This is a genomic window from Burkholderia sp. BCC1640, from assembly GCF_902833125.1.
GTDB lineage: Bacteria > Pseudomonadota > Gammaproteobacteria > Burkholderiales > Burkholderiaceae > Burkholderia > Burkholderia diffusa.
Map to the genome: position 1 here is coordinate 127,819 of NZ_CADFEF010000020.1, position 17,499 is coordinate 145,317.

Below are 17,499 nucleotides of genomic sequence, written 5' to 3' on the forward strand. Positions count from 1 at the left end.
TCCGTCGGGAGAGAACAATGTTGGCCAAGTCAATTCGGGTCCTACGAGCCCTTCTGATCGTCTTTTCCGTTTGCCTGATGACGTTCGCAGCCGGGCCGGCGAATGCGCTGTCGAACCAGTTGCTGTTGCTGCTGCCGGACAACTTTACGTTGCCGGATCCGCGTGTGTCCGCGTGGCTCGATTCGGCGGCGGAGGAGGGGTTGCAAATCTCGCTCATCAGCGACACGCAATTCAAGCAGGGCGGCACGTCGCTGCAGCAGTATCAGGGGCTCATCCTGCCGGACCAGGTGCATACGGTCGCCGACGATACGCTCGTGACCGCTATCCAGAACTACGCGCTGAACGGCGGGCGCGTGATGCTCGTCTATGATTTCGGTGTGCTGAACGCGACGGGATTTTATCCGGCCGGGCAATCGCGATTCAGCTCGATGGCCGGCGTCAACTACGTGCTCTACGATACGCTCGGCGGAAGCATGATCGGCCTCGGCCCCGTGACCGGGATGGGCAGCACGCTGCGCGCGCTGCAGGTTCCGCCCGGGAAGTCCATGACATGGTCCGGTTCGACGACGGCCGCGACGACGTTGGCTGCCACCACGTCGACTTCCTCGACCGGCTCGACGACGAATCAGCTGCTGTTCCTGCAGCCGAGCACATCGAACCCGGGCGGGCTTGCCGGGTACAACCATCAGACGTACTTCACGTACAAGATGGATAACGGGCGCATGACCGGCGTGCCGTTGAATCTTGGCCGCGTGTCGACAGGCGGCAAGGTCAGATCCGGATCGTATGCGCCGACATCGACGATGCTGTCGTCGGTATCGACTGCGGTGAGTGGCGCGGCGTCGCTCGCGACTGCGACGCCGTCGGCGACGACGGACGTACTCGAAGGCATTTCCGGCTACGTATACGGCTTCCTCACGTATCCGAGCTACGTCACGCAGGGCACGTATACCGGTACGACGCTGCTGACGTCGCCGAACTTCGGTCTCGTCGCCGGCTATCAGGCGTACGGAAACGGCGGCGTGATGTTCGTCAACCTGCCGCTCGCGTATCTCGACGGACAAACCGACAGCATGCCGATCCACGGCTTCCTGCGTTACTTCACGACGAACATCCTGTCGATGCCGCACCTGTCGCTGCAGCCGCGCGCGCAGGCCGGGATGGTCCTGAACTGGCACTTCTGCGCGGAAGACCAGATCCAGCCTGCGCAGTACCTGAAGAACTTCGGTATCTGGAACAGCGGCCCGTACTCGATCGTGATGACGGCCGGCCCGGACGACGTGACGATCGGCGACGGTCTCGGGATCAACCTGACGAACAATACGCAGGCGAAGCAACTGGTCGCGTTCCTGCTCAAGCGCGGGCACAAGATCGGCAGCCACGGCGGGTGGGCGCACGACTACTGGGGGGCGAACGCCAGTGAAACGAACGCGAGCACGTTCACGCAATATCTGGTGCTGAACCACAATGCGGTCCAGTCGGTGACGGGCAGGCCGGACGTCGAATGGGCGGCGCCGGAAGGCAACACGCCGACGTGGGCGGTGAACTGGCTCGAGTCGAACGGCTACTCCGGTTACTACTTCACCGGCCATACCGGCAACGCACAAACGCGTGCGTATCGCAACGGTTCGCTGCTGAATCCGGGCATCTGGGCGTTTCCGGTGATGCCGTTCGGCAAGTATGCGACGTTCGAGGAGTTCCAGGAGTTCGCGGTGCCGACGACGGATGTCCAGAACTGGTATCTGTCGCTAATGGATTTCGTCGTCGCGAACCGCACGAGCCGGCTGATCTACATGCACCCGCTGGGCGCGTCATGGTATCCGAACGTCGTGACGACGTTTCTCAGCTACGCGGCGTCGCTCGCGACGACCGGCCAGTTCAAGTGGTTCACGATGGACCAGCTTACGCAGTTCGACCGGCGCCGTCTGCTGGTGAACTGGACGGCGACCGATACGGGGACCAGCTGGACATTCAGCGCGACGCAGCCGACGAGCCTGCAGGACATGACCTGGCTGCTGCCGAAGAGCACATATCAGTTGCCGAGCGTGAAAAGCGGGAGCGCGACGATCGTCACCACCGATCCGAACAACTGGCTGGTCATCGCGGGCACGGGCAAATCGCTGTCGTTTACGAGCGCGAAGGTGCACTGACGCACATCAGCTCGTCTGCCAACGGGGGAGCATCATGAAGCGAGCTTCGTTCACGCGTGTGTTGCGCACGCTCGTCGTCGTATCGGCGAGCGTCGCGCTCTCGCTCGGTGTGTCGTTCGCGCAGTCCGCGTCGCGAGCGCCGCACGTGTTTGCACGGCCGCCGCTCCATCTGCACGGATCCGCGAAACGGAACCCGGTCGGCCTGTCGCCGCAGCAGATCCGCCGTTTCTACGGGTTCGATCAATTGCCGGCGCGCGGCTATGGCGGCGACGATCAGGTCATCGCGATCGTCGATGCATATGACAATCCGAACGTCGAAGCGGATCTGCGGTTGTTCAGCAGCACGTTCGGCTTGTCGCCGTGCGCGTCCCCGCGCTGTTTCACGAAGGTGTACGCGACGCCGGACAAGCGGCCACCGCCCCCCGATGCGCTGTGGGCGCTCGAGAGTTCGCTGGACGTGCAGTGGGCGCACGCGATCGCACCGAATGCGCGGATCGTGCTGGTCGAAGCCGCATCGAGCTCGCTGGATGATTTGATGAGCGCAATCGCGCTCGCGACGCGTCCTGCGCCGGACGGCGTCGGCGCGAAGGTCGTGTCGATCAGCTGGGGGACCGCCGAATTTCTGGCCGAAACCCAATACGACGGGCAACTCGCCAGCGCGAACGGCGTGTCGTTCGTCGCCGCGTCCGGCGACGGCGGCAATGGTGTCGACTACCCGGCCGCGTCGCCGTACGTGTTGAGCGTCGGCGGCACTTCGATCGCGATCGATGCAAGCGGTGCCTACGCCGGCGAAACGGCGTGGGCCGGAAGCGGCGGCGGACAGAGCGCCGTCGAGCCGGAGCCGACGTATCAGTCGAACTTCGGGACGCCATCGGATAGCCTCGGGCTGCGCGGCGTGCCCGACGTCGCTTATGACAGCGACCCGGCGTCAGGCTTCGCGGTCTACGATTCATACGGCTATGCGGGGCAACGCGGCTGGTTCGTCGTCGGCGGCACGAGCGCTGGTGCGCCGCAATGGTCCGCTTTGGTTGCGATCGCAAACAGCTTGCGCATCGCGCACGGCAAGACGACGCTGAACGCAGTGAGCGCAATCCAGAGCGTGCTTTACGGGCTCGCGTCGAGTGCCTACGCGGCGAACTTTCGCGATATCGTCAGCGGATCGAACGGCACATGCGGCACGCTTTGTACCACGGCTGTCGGGTACGACTACGTGACCGGCCTCGGGCGCCCGATCGCCGCCAATCTGATCCAGGCGCTGATGGCTGCGCCTTGACGTATATATGTTTGTGGTCCGAATAAATCAGGCCGGCCCGTGCGCTACGTACGAGACTGTTGAGCAGGAGCGGTTTCCCTGGTATCTCGCGGCGGGTCTGCACTATTCACGATAGTCGTGTTCGCGCATGCGCTCGCGCTCGTGCTCCCGCCACAGGTCATGTTCACGCGGATGACGATGCATCCATGCGTCGTGCTCCCAGTAGCGATGGCCGTCCCAGTAGCGGTCGCCGTGCATGCCGATTGTGATCGACACACCCGGCGCCGGGGCGGGCTCTTCATACCTCGGTGGTGGTTCAACATAGACTTGCGCGAAGGCCGCGCTGGCCGCGACGAGTGCGCTGCCTGCCACGAGTGTCGCCAGAATTCGGCGGTTTGAGAGTGTCATGGGCTTCATCGTGCTGTCCTCCATTCAGTACGGGACAACGAGCACGATTCGTTCCCATGCGGAGCGGCGGACGCTTCGCTTGCCATTTCAACCACGGGATCCGCGTCTCTTCCCAGCGGTGCTGATCCGATCGTCAAACGCACGATGTAACCATTTCCGCCGCGCAGGATATTCAATTACTTCGCGGCACGGAATGGCGCATGATATGAAGGAATTCAGAGCATGATGGCGAGCACGAACACGCACGCGGGAGCGATCCGCAATTCAATCTGTATATGCGTTCGGAGCCGACAAAGCAACACGTACTTGAATTGAAATGAAATGGAAGGAAACCGATAAAAGTCTGACGTGGGGTAACTCGATTTGCGATCGAGAGAGTGAAAATCATCCGTTACCGCAGTGCCGATGTCGGGTCGAACATCGCTTCGCGTCCGACGGGACGCCCCTGCGCGGCATGTCGGTATCACGGCCCCCGCATTAGGCGGCCGGCGCAGGGGTGGCGAGTCGTTTCATCGAGGAAGACCCACGATGTCATTGATCGATCATTCACTCGCGCACATGCAGCAGGTATATGTATTGCTCATTGCGCTAGACTATTCGACGCCACCAGATCAACATATTGCACTACGATATAACTGATGCGCGTTCGTAACCGGCTATTTCGCCGTCGTATCAATTCAATGGAGACGCCCTCCGAACAGACCGAGCAGCCCGATGACAATCAGGTAGAGCGCAACGATGTAATTGAGGAGGCGGGGTACCACGAGGATGAGAATGCCGGCGATCAGTGAAACCAGCGGGCCGGCGCTGGTGAGCGTGTTCATGCTTCCTCCGCAAGATTGAAAACGATGGGCAGCAGCCTGCCTTGCCTCCGGCACCCGTTACAGAGACACGAGCTTGGCGAGCGTCAAGCCTTTGGCGTCAACTCGCTGTCCTGTCCACAAGCGCGAACGCTTCGACCGGCGCAATCGCCGTGCCTGCACCGACGTTTCATCGCGATTCGGTTCGGCGTGCCGGACCGCAGTTCGAGCATTCGTCACTTTCAAGGAGCAATGTCATGAACAAAGATCAGGTAAAGGGCCGCATCACGGAAGCAAAGGGCAAACTGAAGGAGATGGTTGGCAGGGTCGTGGGAAATCGAACGAGCAGATTGACGGGCAAGGCGGAACAGATCGTCGGCAAGACACAAGCATCATTCGGCGATGCGAAGGAGCGATTCAAGAAGCGGTAGTAGAGCCTCAGGTGGAAGACACCGAACTTGCTTCTCGTCAGACCGAGGTGGCCGGCGCGCATTGAAGCCGCCTTCCGCGGCGTCGCGAAGTATGCGTTGTAAGCGGCTTTGACCCGCGGCCGTAAAACCTATACGGCCCGAAAGCGGGCATTTCAATCTCGCCACTTTCAATCGTGACGGCGCATGCTACGCAGCCGCGCACTTCGACGTTCAGACTGCGTGGGGAAATCTGCAGATGAGCGACCTGACAACGGGACATCAAATACCGGCGCTTCTCCCGGAGTTTCTGCGCCCGGCGACCGTCATCAAGAGAAGAGTCAACGCTATTTTTTCATTGTTCTGAGCGGTCCAAAAAAATATGAGTGAATGATTCGTATGGAAGAAATTGTGTTACCAGACCGATGCCTCCCGCGCAAACCTATCGTCGTGGTATCGATTAATCGGAACAATAAGATACATCTGAAAAAAGTCAAAGACGGACAATGACAGGATCGAGTATTGGTGCAAACGCATGTCGAGTCCCCGATTTTTCGGGAAAGTGACGGATGAAATTAGACAATTAAAATATGACAAGGCCTTGCTGTGTGGTGCCTAATTGGTATGTCTAAAATGTTGTCGACTAACGCTCGGAATTACCCAGGAAATCCAAGCGGTTCAGCCTGCGGGGTGCTGACACTCATTGGTGCCCATGATTTTTTAGATCATGATCAGAGTTGTTCCTTGATTGCCAACGGTCCTGCGTGAAGCCGTGGTATGGATGACGGCGCTTTCATTTTTAGGACAAATCTTATATTGCGGCGTCACCTTGTAATACAGAATCCCGACCAAACAACGTGCGTAACAGTGCGCTCGACCGCTGACAAGTTCGTGCGCGACGCACCTTGCAAGCCTTCTCTATGCTGGTGTTGCTTTCTCAGGGTTTCCCATACGTCACACCTGAGACGGGCAGCAGCGTTGTGAGCCGACGGACATCCTGCGGGATTCTGACGACGACACATGAACGAGAAGCAAATTGTCGGGCTTTGTGCGATGTGTCGACTGAGGCAAGGTCCCGTTCGTGACGCGTCGGCACCTCGCGATTCATCCCAGCGTCGTCACATATCTAAGCTGCATCCATCATGAAAAACATACACGCTTCGCGCTGGACTCAATGGTGTTCGCTCTGTCGTGCATTGCTTCTGGCTGTCTGCGTGGTTTTGCTGCCTGGTGCGGTTGCGTCAACGGTTTGGCAGAAGCCTGTCTTCACCGATGAAGAGCTGCGATGGATCGACGCACACCCGATCGTTCATATAGCAGTCGAGGCGAACTGGAGTCCAATCGAATATGTACGCAACGGACAACATGCTGGTCTTGTCGCCAGTTACCTGAACGCAGTTTCTAGGATGACCGGACTCACGTTCGACACGGTGCCTGGTACGCAATGGGGTCGCGCGTACGACGCGCTCGCTACCGGCAAGGTGGATTTGCTGCCGGGTGTCTGGCGAGAGTTGGTATCTGACCGTGTCGGCAGCGGCGCGCTCGTCAGTTCGCCTTATCTGGTCGGGCGGCTGACTACCGTGACACGTGACAATTCCGCGATGGTCTTCAGTCTGAAGCGGCTCGAAGGTCGGCGTGTCGCGATCAAGGGGCGAGGCGCGGTCGAATACTTCATCCGTCATAGCGATGTCGCGCTCGACGTACTGACGTTCGACACCGAGGAACTCGCACTTGCCGCGGTCGCCAACGACGAAGCCGACGCCGCGCTTGGCATCGATGTCACGATCCTGCCGATCGTTCGCCGGCAATTTCCGGGGCAGCTTTACATGTCCGGCATGCTGGCGGATCGCCCCGTGTCGCTGGCAATGCTCACGCGCGCCGATCTGCCGATTCTGGCGTCGATCATCGACAAGTCGCTCGCTGCGATTCCGGTGAGCGAAGCCGCTGCGATCACGCGGGACTGGGTCGAGCTCGACGACTACGGCGAGCCGACGCTACACTCAATCCTGCATTATCGCGCGCCGCTAGTGGTCGCGATTGCCGCGACGTTGCTGATATTCTCGTTGTTCGCCTATCTCTCCTGGAAATCCCGCGCGGCGGCGATTCGCAGCAAGCGGGACAAGGCGATGTTCCTCGCGTTCGTGAGCCACGAAATCCGCACGCCGATGCAGACTGTTCTGGCGTCGCTCGATTTTCTGCGGCGCTCGCAGTTGCCGCCACAACAGACCGATCGCGTTGATGCAGCCGTGTCTGCGTCAGAAACACTCTTGACGCTGCTGGACGACATCCTGGAATACTCCCGACTTGAGTCGAGCAAGGTGACGTTCGACGCGCAGGTAGTCGCGCTCGAGTCGTGGGCCCGGGAAACTGTCGATATGGTGCGTTGGCGTGCCGAACCCAAGGGAATCGCGATGGTGTTAGACATCGAGATCCCACCAGCGCTGCATGTCGAGATCGATCCGGTCCGCGTGCGCCAGATCATTCTGAACCTACTGGTCAATGCAATTAACTTCACGGACGACGGCATTGTTACGTTGCGTGTTCGCATTGCCATGACCCGCCGAGGGCGAAACAGCACACTGGTACTGGAGGTTCGCGACACGGGAGTCGGCATTTCTGCGGACCCATTCAAGCATCTGTTCGATGCGTATTGGCAAGATGATCGTGCTTCACGTTCCGGCGGAGCCGGCAGCGGGCTCCGCCTCGCGATCTGCCGTGAACTCGTCGAGTTAATGCGTGGAACGATTACGGTCAGCAGTACACCGCGTGTCGAGACCGTCTTTTCGGTCAAGCTGCCGGTCGCAGTCGCGGATAACGTGTCGTCGGCACAGTTAATCGCTCGGGCGCCGGTTCGAGCACCAGCATCCGCCGCCCAATCATGCCAGAAAGTACCGTACATTCTGATAGTCGATGATCACGAAGCCGTACGGGCCTCGCTGCAGGACCAATGCGAGGCGCTGGGTTGCGTCGGCATCATCGCTGACACGGGGGGGGCAGCGTTGCAGCAGCTCGCGCACACGCATGTCGACATGGTACTGCTGGATTGCAATCTCCCAGACGTAGATGGCTACACGCTCGCACGCGCGATCCGTCAACACGAGTTGGCAAGAAAGGGGCGACACGTTCCGATTATCGCCATATCGGCAATCACCGGCGACGCGCACAAGGTGCGTTGCTTCGAGAGCGGCATGGACGGAGTGCTCGGCAAGCCGCTGCGGCTCGAAGCGTTGCGGCAGATGATCGCGATGTGGTGCCCTGCGTATGCGGGTCTTGCACCGGATCAGGTGGCAGCCTCATAGGCTTACGCGCGCGCGTGCTGAAGGGCTTCGATCACAAGTGAACCGGCAGTGTCCGGCTTACCTTCCAGATGGTCGACATGCAGCCATACTGGCCCCTCCGACGTAAACTTGGTTGCATCGACGAGCAGGTTCAGCACGATCTGCAGCGTGCGGACCTGATCGATCAGCAGGGTCAAATTGGCTGGACAAGCAAGTTGCGAGGCGGCAACGGCTGCATCCGTTCGACCTGCCTGTTTCCGCGTGAGTTGAGACTGTTGCAGCAGCTCGAGCGACGAAACGATCGTGTGAGCATCGACGTGCGGATCTCGTGGCTGATGAATGCGAGGAACGTTGCCTTTTCGCGCTCGCTGCGAACCGCAGCGGCGCGTGCGCGCCACGAAAGGAGCGCGATTGCCGCTAGCGCGAATACGGTGGCGCCGGTTGATGTGACCTGCCAGCGTCGGTAGTAAAGGATTGAGCGCAGAGTTGGCTCGCCGCAGTCGGTCCATTCCATCCATCGGCGCGAAATCTCCTCGCCCGTGCGAGCGGAAATCGCGGCAAACGACTTATCGAGAATGGGCGCGAGCACGGGCATGTCGCTGCGGGTTGATCGGGCCAGCGCATAGAGCTGTTGCGAGAATCGAAGAACAGGTTCAGGTGTTCCGGCGCGACCACGGCCATCGTGCCGACGAAGTACGGTTGGCCGACAGTGACGCCGTCGCGATACATCGACACATCCGCGCTTTTCGATACGTCGGGCACAACGTCGATCTTTCCGGAGATCAAGGCGTCTTGCGAGTCCGCCCATGACAGGCCGTTGACATACTCAAAGCGCAATCCGCTCATGCGCGAAATCGCATCGAGGTACGACGGCACGATACCAACTACCTTCCCGTGGTCCCGAAATTCAAACCGCGCCAATGTGGATCGATTGTGGTGCACACCACCGGATGCGCGGCAATCCACGCCTTCTCTTCAGTTGTGAACTGCGGCGAACTGCTTGCCCATCCGAACGTGGGCGTCGGCCAGACGAGTGTGCTCATTAGCATGGCACATCGTTTCAAACTCAGCTTGCTCACGTTGTTCAACCATTGCTGGCCGGTTTGCCGTGGACGGTCCTCAGACGAGTGTCGGACGCCGGGATGGTCGCAGGTAAAACCGAAAAACGAAACCGACGTCATAGGTCGCCTCGTTGTGGAAACGCAGTGCGGCATTGCGATCGCAGGACCTGCGGATGTAGTCACCAGGCTTAAAAATTGCCCGAAAAGCCGGTAAGCTAGTCGAAATAATCATGGATGGCACGCCGCGACAATAACGGGGCTAGTCTTCGCGCCGTATACAACAACGATAGGGGTAACTATGAGGCCTGGGCACCAGCCGATCCGCGTCGTGATTCTGGACGACCATGCCATCGTCCAACTCGGGATTGCGAGTTACCTGACCGAGAAGAATTCCATCGAACTGGTAGCGAGCTTCGCTAAGTCGCGCGACCTGATTCGCTGGCTCGAAGCGAACCACGCCGATGTGGTGCTACTCGACTACACGCTTGGTCCCGACGAGATCGACGGCCTCGATCTCGTCAAGCTCATCAATACGCGCTTCCCCGATTGTCGGATGCTGATGATGTCGAGCAGCGATACGTCAGCGACCGTCAACATGACGATGCGCGCAGGTGCGCTCGGTTTTTTTGGCAAGAGCAATGATCTCGGTGAACTCGCACGCGCGATCCGCGTCGTGGCAAGTGGTCACTCATTTATAAGCACCGAGCTCTCGAACCGGATCACGTGGGGCAAGACGATAGATTCGCGTGGGGCCGAAGCGCGGGCCGCTATCGGTAACGATTCACCGTCGTCCGATTCTGGGGCGTCGGAGGATTTGCTGCTCAGCCCGCGCGAGCATGAAGTGTTGCGGTGCTTTCTTGCCGGGATGTCCGTGTCCGAGATCGCGTCGAAATTCTTCCGAAGTCCCAAGACGATCAGCGCGCAAAAGCAATCCGCATATCGTAAACTCGGTATCCGCAACGATGCCGAATTGTTCGCTGCCCGCAAGTTGGTCGATAAACACTGAATCAACTCCGGTCATGGTTCGCGGCTTGTCATCGTGATCCACTCCGTTGTAGCCATCGCAGCCTGCGGCGCTGGATTGCCAGCGTCGGTCGGCTTACGATTGGTCAAAAACCAGACATTTGAACTTGGCGAGAAGTGGATAATTGAATTTGTGTAAATTTAAATCGGTAATCCGAAGCGTGAACTTTGCGTGTGGAGCACCACTCGCTGAGCGCCAGCAGCGCTTGCGAGATTCACGAATATGACCACGACGGTAGTCTCGTGCGGAGTCAAGGCGTTTGGTTCTTACCAAACCGCGAATATAATGAGTCTGTCGAGGTCGGCGGACTTTCGCTCAAGCCCAAAGCCATCTCGACCACCGGTCAATCTTCTAAATCGGAGTTCCTGCACATACATGGCTACCTATCTCGAGCTGAAAGCCCAAGCCGAAGCGCTGGCACAGCAAGCGGAAGAAGTCCGTCTTGCTGAACTTGACAGCATCATCACGACGATCCGTGAGCAGATCGCCGAATATGGCATTACGCCGGAGCAACTTTTCGGACGGCGCCGCGCGGTTGCGACGAACGTGACTGCGCCGGTTGCGCCGAAGTATCGCGACCCGAAGACTGGCGCAACATGGAGCGGTCGTGGCAGGGCCCCTCAATGGATTGCGGGAGCAAAGAACCGCGACCGGTTCTTGATCAAATAGTGAGTCGAGTTGCCGGTTGAGCACAAAACCGCTAACGCTTGCCGATGGGAAATACTGGGCGACGTGTCGCGAGCGAACGGTCTTCGCTGCCACCGCAAATGGGTATGGTGACGTATTTCCCGGTGCGGAGATGATCGTCAAAGACGGTTGGGCTTCCTTCACCCGTGACGGCGTCGAAGTGTGGAACTGCAGCGCGCAGTACGCCGCAGCTCACTTCGACGTTCAGTCCGCTTAGGAAAATCTGCGGATGAGCGAACTTGTTCAGATTGCGCCCGGCGTTGTGTTCTCATCCGATGTGCTTGGCGCCGATTGGGTGCGAAAGTATCGACCGGACGATGGGAGTCCTCAGTCCACGGACGGGCTGAGCCTGGCGCCAAGAGAGGGCGATCAAGCAGTTCGCACCAGCACACCGGCTCAGTTGTCGTTGTTGTAGAGCATCGTGGATGACAGACGCCTTGTGCCTGCCGGCCTTCGCGTTACCGTCGACATCCCTCCCGAGTCGGTGCCAGACGCCTGTACCTGTTTCGCTCGGGCCTTGCCAATCCTCAATTGCTAGCGCGCGAGAGGTGGGACGCCGGAATGGTGACCTTTGACGCTTCCGATACGGGAGGCGTTTGAAGCGCCTGCCTTCGACTGAATCGTGGATGGGGCGCACGTCTCCATGATCGCCCGGATGCAACGTGTCGGGCAAGATGTCGACCGCGCCTCGGTATCCATTCGAGATCCAGGGCATCTCCCCCTGTTTCGATTTCTGCGCAGTTCGACTCGGTCCGACGTGTGGGGCCAACTACCCGGCTTGGGAACAGGCGCAACGCTCCCGTCAGCTTCCGGTCCGACCATCACTTACGCGTCGTTCAACCAGGGCATTTCTACCGGTGACACGACCAGTTGCCGGAAGTCTCGCTTCAGATCGAAGATGAACCCGACCAGGATCATGGAGTCGGCGTAGGGAATCGGAAAGACCTGCGGATTTTCCGGCGTCCGCAGGGGGCGCTCGGGCGTGTCCGCTGTCGCCGCGGCGTTCTCGCGAACGCTTTCCAGTTCGTCAGCCATGGCCAGGCCAGCGACTTTCAGTACACGGCTCCGCAGGTCGCTGAAAGGTTCAATGCGCGCAGCGTCTTCGTGGTATTCGGGCACTTCATAAACGAACCAGGACATTGTCGTCTCCCATGAGAAGGGGCGTTATTCTAACGCGGCGCGAGGACCGACACCGCCTAGATTCGTGCAAGCGTGTCGTGATCGGCCTCGCCACCGAAATATTTCTCGAGCGCCTCCACGAACACCCCGTTGTCGGCAGTCGCATGCGCGAACAACGTGACCGACGACCGGAATTTCAGGTAATCCGGATACCCGAAGATCGACTGGATCGACTTGCCTTCGGCCTGATTGACCAGTCGTGTGCATTCCCGCAGCCTTTCGCCAAGCAGCGGATGCTGAAGATACGCGACGGCTTCGGCCAGTGTCGAGATCGCGTATCGTTGCGCCATCGCGCTGTCGCCGAGCCCTTCGATCTGCGGAAACACGAACCACATCCAGTGACTTCGCTTGTGTCCGTGCCTTAGCTCGTCGCAGACCTGCGCATACACCGAATCCTGTGCGTCGACAAAGCGCTGAAGATCATGGGGATCGTCCATTTCGCCCTCCGTCCGTTCCGGCGCGGAAAGCTGCCGGAACGTCTATTGTGAGCGTGACCCGGATGGCGTTCAAACGCCACCTTGACCGTGCACTCCCTTGGCTGCGCATCGCGTCCCGCGGCGGCGAGATCGAATTTGCTGCAGTGCACTGCACCGCGTTCGATCGTTGCCGGTGACGTCGCGCATGCCGCCGAATGGCGATGCGTCGGCAACGGGCGTAGCATTCAGACATGCGGCCGGCCGCGATTCTCGCTGACGGATCGGCGGCACACCCCCATCCGGTCGCGGCCGGCCACGCATGACGGCCCGGCAAAGGAAGCTTCGATGCGCTCGCAAGCAACGTCCGTCCCACGCCTGAGACGCTATGGGATCGCGGCTGCGATCGTCATCGCCTGCCTGATCGCCGTCGGGCGCATCACCGGTTTGTTGGTCGATTGGCTCTGGTTCTCGTCAATCGGCTATGCCGGCGTCTTCTGGACGATCCTGTCCGCAAGGGTGCTGCTGTTCGTCGCCGTGTTCGCCGTGTCGGCGGTCGCGATCGGCGCGTCGGGGTGGCTCGCGCATCGTTATGCCAGGCCCGTCGATGTCTGGCAGGTAGCGGACACTTCGTCGACGCGGGCGGAGGATGTCCTGCGAGCCCTGGCAGGGGAGGTCACGTCGCGCATTCCCTGGCGCGCGGTCATCGCTGTGACCGCCGTCATTCTCGGGCTTGCGATCGCCGCCGGTGCGATGTCGAGCTGGGATGTTGCGCTTCGATTTCTGCATCGGGTGCCGTTCGGCGCGCACGATCCGATCTTCGGCAAGGACATCGGTTTCTATCTGTTCGCGCTCCCCGTCTGGATCGTGCTGAAGAACCTGCTGCTGCAAGTGGTCGTCTGCTGCGCGATCGTCGCAGTCGGCGTCTACTGGCTGCGCGGCGACATCATGCTGCGCCCGCCGAAGGGGCTTTCGTCGGCCGCCGCGGTTCAAGGGTCGGCGCTGCTGGCACTCTTCTTCCTGTTGAAAGCCTGGTCCTGGTGGCTCGAACGCTTCCTGCTGCTCTACGACAACAACGGTGTCGTGGTCGGCGCTGGTTATACGGATGTCCACGTGATGCTGCCGGTGTTATGGCTGCTCGTCGGCCTTGCCACTGCGTCGGCCGTTGCGATGGTGGTCAACATGCGCCGGCCCGGCTATCAGTTGCCGGCCGCTGCGGTGCTGCTCGTGTTCGGCACTTCGTTTGCGCTCGGCATCGTCTATCCCGCGCTGTTCCAGCGGTTCTACGTCAAGCCGAGCGAACTGCAGCTCGAGACGCCCTATATCCGGCACAACATCGCGTTGACGAGGCAGGCTTACGGTCTCGCGCAGATCGAGGTCAAGCCGTTCGCGGCCGAGCAGGGCCTGAATCTTGCGTCGCTGCAGGCCAATCGCGCGACCGTCGACAACATCCGCCTGTGGGATGTGCAGCCGCTGATGGATACCTATGCGCAGTTGCAGGAGATCAGGACCTACTACAAGTTCTTTTCCGTGGATATCGATCGCTACCGTCTCGACTCCGGCTACCGGCAGGTCATGCTGTCGGCGCGCGAACTGGAGCATACGATGCTGCCGGAGAACGCCCGAACCTGGGTGAACCTGCATCTTCTGTTCACCCACGGCAACGGCATCGTGATGTCGCCGGTCACGGAGAAATCCACGGAAGGCTTGCCGTCGCTCTATCTGCGCGACATTCCGCCTGTCGCCGATGGCGGACCGGCGATCAACGAACCGCGCATCTACTTCGGTGAAGGCGGGCAGGGCTATGTGATCGTGAAGGGCAGTGTGCCCGAATTCGACTACCCGAAGGGTGATAGCAACGTCTACACGTCCTACAGCGGGCGCGACGGTGTCGCGATCGGCGGTGCGGTACGACGGAGCCTGTTCGCATGGCAGTTCGGCGATCCCAACATCCTGCTGACGCACTACATCACGAACGAGAGCAGGATCCTTCTTCACCGCAACATCCGGGACCGGATACGCACGATTGCACCGTTTCTCGCGCTCGACCACGACCCCTATGTCGTGGCAAGCAACGGACGCCTGTTCTGGATGCAGGACGCCTACACGACCAGCCGCTGGTTTCCGTATGCGCCGCCCGGCGTCGGCGATGGCGCCAACTACATTCGCAACGCGGTCAAGGTGGTGGTCGACGCGTACAACGGAACGGTCGACTTCTACGTCAGCGATCCTTCCGATCCGCTGGTGCGGACTTACGCGCGCATCTTCCCCGGCATGTTCAAGGCGTTCGACGCGATGCCGCAGGATCTTCAACGGCACATCCGCTACCCCGAGGATCTGTTCCTGATCCAGGCGAACCTCTACCGCGCTTATCACATGGATGCGCCGGAAGTGTTCTATAACCGCGAGGACCTCTGGCAGTTTCCTCGTGCGCTGGGCGATATCGACGGGGGCGACGCCGTGAACCGGCAGATGGCGCCGTACTACACGATCATGAGGCTGCCCGGCGACGCGCAGGCCGGCTTCGTGCTCATGCTGCCGATGGTGCCGAGCCAGCGCGAGAACATGATCGCGTGGCTGGCCGCGCGTTGCGATTCGCCCGGGTACGGAAAACTGATCGTCTACGCGTTTCCGAAGGAAAAGCTGATCTACGGGCCCTATCAGATCGAGGCGCGCATCCAGCAGAGCACGGAAATCTCGCAGCAGATCTCGCTGTGGAACCAGATGGGCTCACGCGTAATCCGCGGACATCTCGTAGTCGTTCCGATCGAGCACTCGATCCTCTACGTGTCGCCGCTCTATCTGCGCGCGGCGTCGGGCCAATTGCCCGAACTGAAACGGGTGATCGCCGCCTATGGCGATCGCGTCGTGATGGAGGAAAACCTGGGCGAGGCGCTCGCGGCGCTATTCAAGGAGACGAGGCCGGGACCGGCGGCGGCGCCGGCGGGCGGCGCCGCGGATGTGCGCGCCCGTGACGCGCTCGCCCATTACGATCGTGCGATCGAGCGGCTGAAGGCGGGGGATTGGGCCGGCTTCGGCGCGGAACTCGATGCGCTCCGACCATTGCTCGAAGCGCTGGGCGCCGTTCGAGCGGACAACAAGCAGTGAGTGTGACGCCTGCCTGACTGCCGGTCAGGTCAGTGGTGGCGCGTGCCCATGACTTCGCGCGTCGTCGTATTCCCGCGAAATATCCTTGTTGGTGTAGTCCCCGAGCTTCGATGCGGCGACCACGCTCAGCACCGCGCACGCCAACACATACACCGCGATCGCATACCCCGAATGGTAGTAGGCAAACAGCGCCGTCGCGATCAGCGGTGCCGAGCCGCCTGCAATGACCGAAGCGAGCTGATAACCCATCGACACACCGCTATACCGCGACCGCCTGGTAAACGACTCGGCAATCAATGCCGCCTGCGGCCCATACATCATCGAATGCGGGACCAGCGACAGCCCGATGGCCGCGAAGATCCATACCGGATTCCGGCTATCGACCATCGCGAAGTAGAGAAATCCGAACACGCCGACGGTAGCCGCGCCGATCATGTACATCCGCCGCCGCCCGATCAGATCCGACACATGACCGAACAGCGGAATGGTGAAGAATTCGACCACGGACGCCACCGGCACCGCCGTCAGCCGCAACTCGCGCGTGGCGCCCAGCGCCGTGATCCCGTAAGTGAACACGAACGCGGTAAAGATATAGAACGGCGCCTGTTCGGCCATTCGCGCAAACGCCGACAGCACGATACCCCTCGGCTGCTTGCGCAGCACTTCGAGCATCGCCATTTTCTCGATCCGGCGCTCGGCCAGCAGTTTCGCGAAGATCGGCGTCTCGAGGATATTCAGGCGGATGTAGAGCCCGATCGCGACCAGTACGATGCTGAGGAAAAACGGAGCGCGCCAGCCCCACGTGAGGAAAACGGTGTCCCAGATGCCGATCGTTGCGTCGGTCGGAACGAAGGCCACGGCGAACGTGGCGAGCCCCATCAGCAACAGGGTCACGATCGGCGTGGCCTTGCGTCCGATGCGGTCGCCGTAGTGGCCGAAGATCGCCGCGCCGACCGGCCGCGCGACAAAGCCGACGGCATAGATCAGGATGCCTTGTCGCCATCGAATTGAAGCTCGGTGCCTTCAAGGCTGAGTATAAAAGTCAGATGAGGCTGCACTTGCGCTGGCTCACGAAGCACGAGCAGGAGCCGGGTGAAGCGCCGCCGATCGGCATCATCTTGTGTGCGGGGAGAAAGCAAGAGCAGATCGAATTGCTTGAACTTGGAAAAAGCGGGATCCACACGGCAGAGTCCCAACCGAACTGCGTCGTGAACGGGCGTATCCGCTGAACTGCTTCTCGTTTGCCGCGCTGTTCGTCGATTTTTCTGACCAGCATAGAGTCCAGCTGACTCAGGCACTCGGATTGTGGCCCCATGAAAAAAACGCATTGCGTCTTGGCTTTTCCGTCCACGCCTTTGCCACTGATGATCGCTTCGGAGTGTCAGCGTACGCGTCCAGCGCCCGCGCACGCGTATCTGGTTCACCGCATTGAACGAGTGCCAATCGTCGCCGACCTGCATCACCGCGAGCGGTTTGCCCAGTGTCGGCCGCGCGGCGCAGACCGACAGCTGGATCCGGCCGATCTGCGGCTTCATGATGCCGTCATCGCGCCATGCCGTTCCTGTCTCATCCAGGTTGGCGACATTCTTTCTGACCGCCCGCGCGCTCTAGGGAAACACTGATTAATAGGCGATCGCGCGAGGTGGTCGGCGATGTGGGCGGGGAATGGCCGGATACCGAAGCGAAGCGCCGCCCATTCGGAGAAGTTTGCCCCGAGGATGCACCTTATTTC

General features: G+C 60.4%; 13 protein-coding genes and 3 pseudogenes. 8 read left to right on the top strand and 8 right to left on the bottom strand.

Annotated elements, in window-relative coordinates:
* Positions 1–17: 17 nt before the first annotated feature.
* Together HWX25_RS21845 and HWX25_RS21850 are read left to right on the top strand one after the other, a co-directional pair.
* Entirely contained in the window at positions 18–2,150 is a 2,133-nt protein-coding gene (locus HWX25_RS21845) for a polysaccharide deacetylase family protein (RefSeq protein WP_175910469.1), read from the top strand.
* A gap of 34 nt (positions 2,151–2,184) precedes the next feature.
* The gene (locus HWX25_RS21850) at positions 2,185–3,423 is read left to right on the top strand and encodes a S53 family peptidase (protein WP_175910471.1); all 1,239 of its coding nucleotides are present in this window, start codon (positions 2,185–2,187) and stop codon (positions 3,421–3,423) included.
* Between the two features lie 102 nt (positions 3,424–3,525).
* Here HWX25_RS21850 and HWX25_RS21855 read toward each other — a convergent pair whose 3' ends face one another.
* The gene (locus HWX25_RS21855; RefSeq protein ID WP_175910473.1) at positions 3,526–3,819 is read right to left on the bottom strand and encodes a hypothetical protein; all 294 of its coding nucleotides are present in this window, start codon (positions 3,817–3,819) and stop codon (positions 3,526–3,528) included.
* A gap of 668 nt (positions 3,820–4,487) precedes the next feature.
* Complete coding sequence (locus HWX25_RS21860; RefSeq protein ID WP_081053095.1) at positions 4,488–4,634, bottom strand: DUF3096 domain-containing protein; 147 nt, start codon at positions 4,632–4,634, stop codon at positions 4,488–4,490.
* 233 nt (positions 4,635–4,867) lie between these two features.
* Between HWX25_RS21860 and HWX25_RS21865 the strand changes: the two genes are divergently transcribed.
* Together HWX25_RS21865 and HWX25_RS21870 are read left to right on the top strand one after the other, a co-directional pair.
* Positions 4,868–5,041 (top strand): CsbD family protein, encoded by a 174-nt coding sequence (locus tag HWX25_RS21865; RefSeq protein ID WP_175910474.1) that lies wholly within the window; start codon positions 4,868–4,870, stop codon positions 5,039–5,041.
* A gap of 1,118 nt (positions 5,042–6,159) precedes the next feature.
* Entirely contained in the window at positions 6,160–8,316 is a 2,157-nt protein-coding gene (locus HWX25_RS21870) for an ATP-binding protein (protein ID WP_175910476.1), read from the top strand.
* A gap of 2 nt (positions 8,317–8,318) precedes the next feature.
* Here HWX25_RS21870 and HWX25_RS33760 read toward each other — a convergent pair whose 3' ends face one another.
* Both HWX25_RS33760 and HWX25_RS33765 read right to left on the bottom strand, forming a co-directional pair.
* The gene (locus tag HWX25_RS33760; RefSeq protein WP_279610130.1) at positions 8,319–8,813 is read right to left on the bottom strand and encodes a hypothetical protein; all 495 of its coding nucleotides are present in this window, start codon (positions 8,811–8,813) and stop codon (positions 8,319–8,321) included.
* Positions 8,713–9,261 (bottom strand): transporter substrate-binding domain-containing protein, encoded by a 549-nt coding sequence (locus HWX25_RS33765; protein ID WP_347879259.1) that lies wholly within the window; start codon positions 9,259–9,261, stop codon positions 8,713–8,715. Before HWX25_RS33765 ends, HWX25_RS33760 begins: the two co-directional genes overlap by 101 nt.
* A gap of 423 nt (positions 9,262–9,684) precedes the next feature.
* Between HWX25_RS33765 and HWX25_RS21880 the strand changes: the two genes are divergently transcribed.
* Both HWX25_RS21880 and HWX25_RS21885 read left to right on the top strand, forming a co-directional pair.
* A complete protein-coding gene (locus HWX25_RS21880; protein WP_279610129.1) occupies positions 9,685–10,362 on the top strand; it encodes a response regulator transcription factor in 678 nt (225 codons plus the stop codon).
* A 393-nt stretch (positions 10,363–10,755) separates the two neighbouring features.
* Positions 10,756–11,049: an H-NS histone family protein gene (locus tag HWX25_RS21885; RefSeq protein ID WP_175910481.1), complete on the top strand. Its 294-nt coding sequence runs from the start codon at positions 10,756–10,758 to the stop codon at positions 11,047–11,049.
* Positions 11,050–11,892: 843 nt separating this feature from the next.
* On the opposite strand, the gene HWX25_RS21890 is transcribed toward HWX25_RS21885, so the two are convergent.
* Positions 11,893–12,207, bottom strand: coding sequence for a helicase (locus HWX25_RS21890; protein WP_175910483.1), 315 nt, complete (start codon positions 12,205–12,207; stop codon positions 11,893–11,895).
* 56 nt (positions 12,208–12,263) lie between these two features.
* Complete coding sequence (locus HWX25_RS21895; RefSeq protein ID WP_175910485.1) at positions 12,264–12,683, bottom strand: DUF1810 domain-containing protein; 420 nt, start codon at positions 12,681–12,683, stop codon at positions 12,264–12,266.
* Positions 12,684–13,007: 324 nt separating this feature from the next.
* Between HWX25_RS21895 and HWX25_RS21900 the strand changes: the two genes are divergently transcribed.
* Positions 13,008–15,767 carry a UPF0182 family protein gene (locus HWX25_RS21900; RefSeq protein ID WP_175910495.1) on the top strand — a complete coding sequence of 920 codons (2,760 nt, stop codon included), beginning with the start codon at positions 13,008–13,010 and terminating at the stop codon, positions 15,765–15,767.
* Between the two features lie 24 nt (positions 15,768–15,791).
* On the opposite strand, the pseudogene HWX25_RS21905 reads toward HWX25_RS21900, so the two are convergent.
* A pseudogene (locus HWX25_RS21905) lies at positions 15,792–16,754 on the bottom strand (MFS transporter); the annotation flags it as partial.
* 5 nt (positions 16,755–16,759) lie between these two features.
* Between HWX25_RS21905 and HWX25_RS21910 the strand changes: the two are divergent.
* Positions 16,760–16,957 (top strand): annotated as a pseudogene (locus HWX25_RS21910) (PDDEXK nuclease domain-containing protein); the annotation flags it as partial.
* A 151-nt stretch (positions 16,958–17,108) separates the two neighbouring features.
* Here HWX25_RS21910 and HWX25_RS33495 read toward each other — a convergent pair.
* Positions 17,109–17,328 (bottom strand): annotated as a pseudogene (locus tag HWX25_RS33495) (arsenical resistance protein ArsH); the annotation flags it as partial.
* Positions 17,329–17,499: the final 171 nt, after the last annotated feature.

Excerpts from the sequence above, each read along its gene's own strand:
- HWX25_RS21855 (WP_175910473.1), bottom strand. The coding sequence starts at position 3,819 with ATGAAGCCCATGACACTCTCAAACCGCCGAATTCTGGCGACACTCGTG.
- HWX25_RS21850 (WP_175910471.1), top strand. The coding sequence starts at position 2,185 with ATGAAGCGAGCTTCGTTCACGCGTGTGTTGCGCACGCTCGTCGTCGTA.
- HWX25_RS21895 (WP_175910485.1), bottom strand. The coding sequence starts at position 12,683 with ATGGACGATCCCCATGATCTTCAGCGCTTTGTCGACGCACAGGATTCG.
- HWX25_RS21900 (WP_175910495.1), top strand. The coding sequence starts at position 13,008 with ATGCGCTCGCAAGCAACGTCCGTCCCACGCCTGAGACGCTATGGGATC.
- HWX25_RS21870 (WP_175910476.1), top strand. The coding sequence starts at position 6,160 with ATGAAAAACATACACGCTTCGCGCTGGACTCAATGGTGTTCGCTCTGT.
- HWX25_RS21865 (WP_175910474.1), top strand. The coding sequence starts at position 4,868 with ATGAACAAAGATCAGGTAAAGGGCCGCATCACGGAAGCAAAGGGCAAA.
- HWX25_RS21890 (WP_175910483.1), bottom strand. The coding sequence starts at position 12,207 with ATGTCCTGGTTCGTTTATGAAGTGCCCGAATACCACGAAGACGCTGCG.
- HWX25_RS21885 (WP_175910481.1), top strand. The coding sequence starts at position 10,756 with ATGGCTACCTATCTCGAGCTGAAAGCCCAAGCCGAAGCGCTGGCACAG.
- HWX25_RS21860 (WP_081053095.1), bottom strand. The coding sequence starts at position 4,634 with ATGAACACGCTCACCAGCGCCGGCCCGCTGGTTTCACTGATCGCCGGC.
- HWX25_RS33760 (WP_279610130.1), bottom strand. The coding sequence starts at position 8,813 with ATGGATGGAATGGACCGACTGCGGCGAGCCAACTCTGCGCTCAATCCT.
- HWX25_RS21845 (WP_175910469.1), top strand. The coding sequence starts at position 18 with ATGTTGGCCAAGTCAATTCGGGTCCTACGAGCCCTTCTGATCGTCTTT.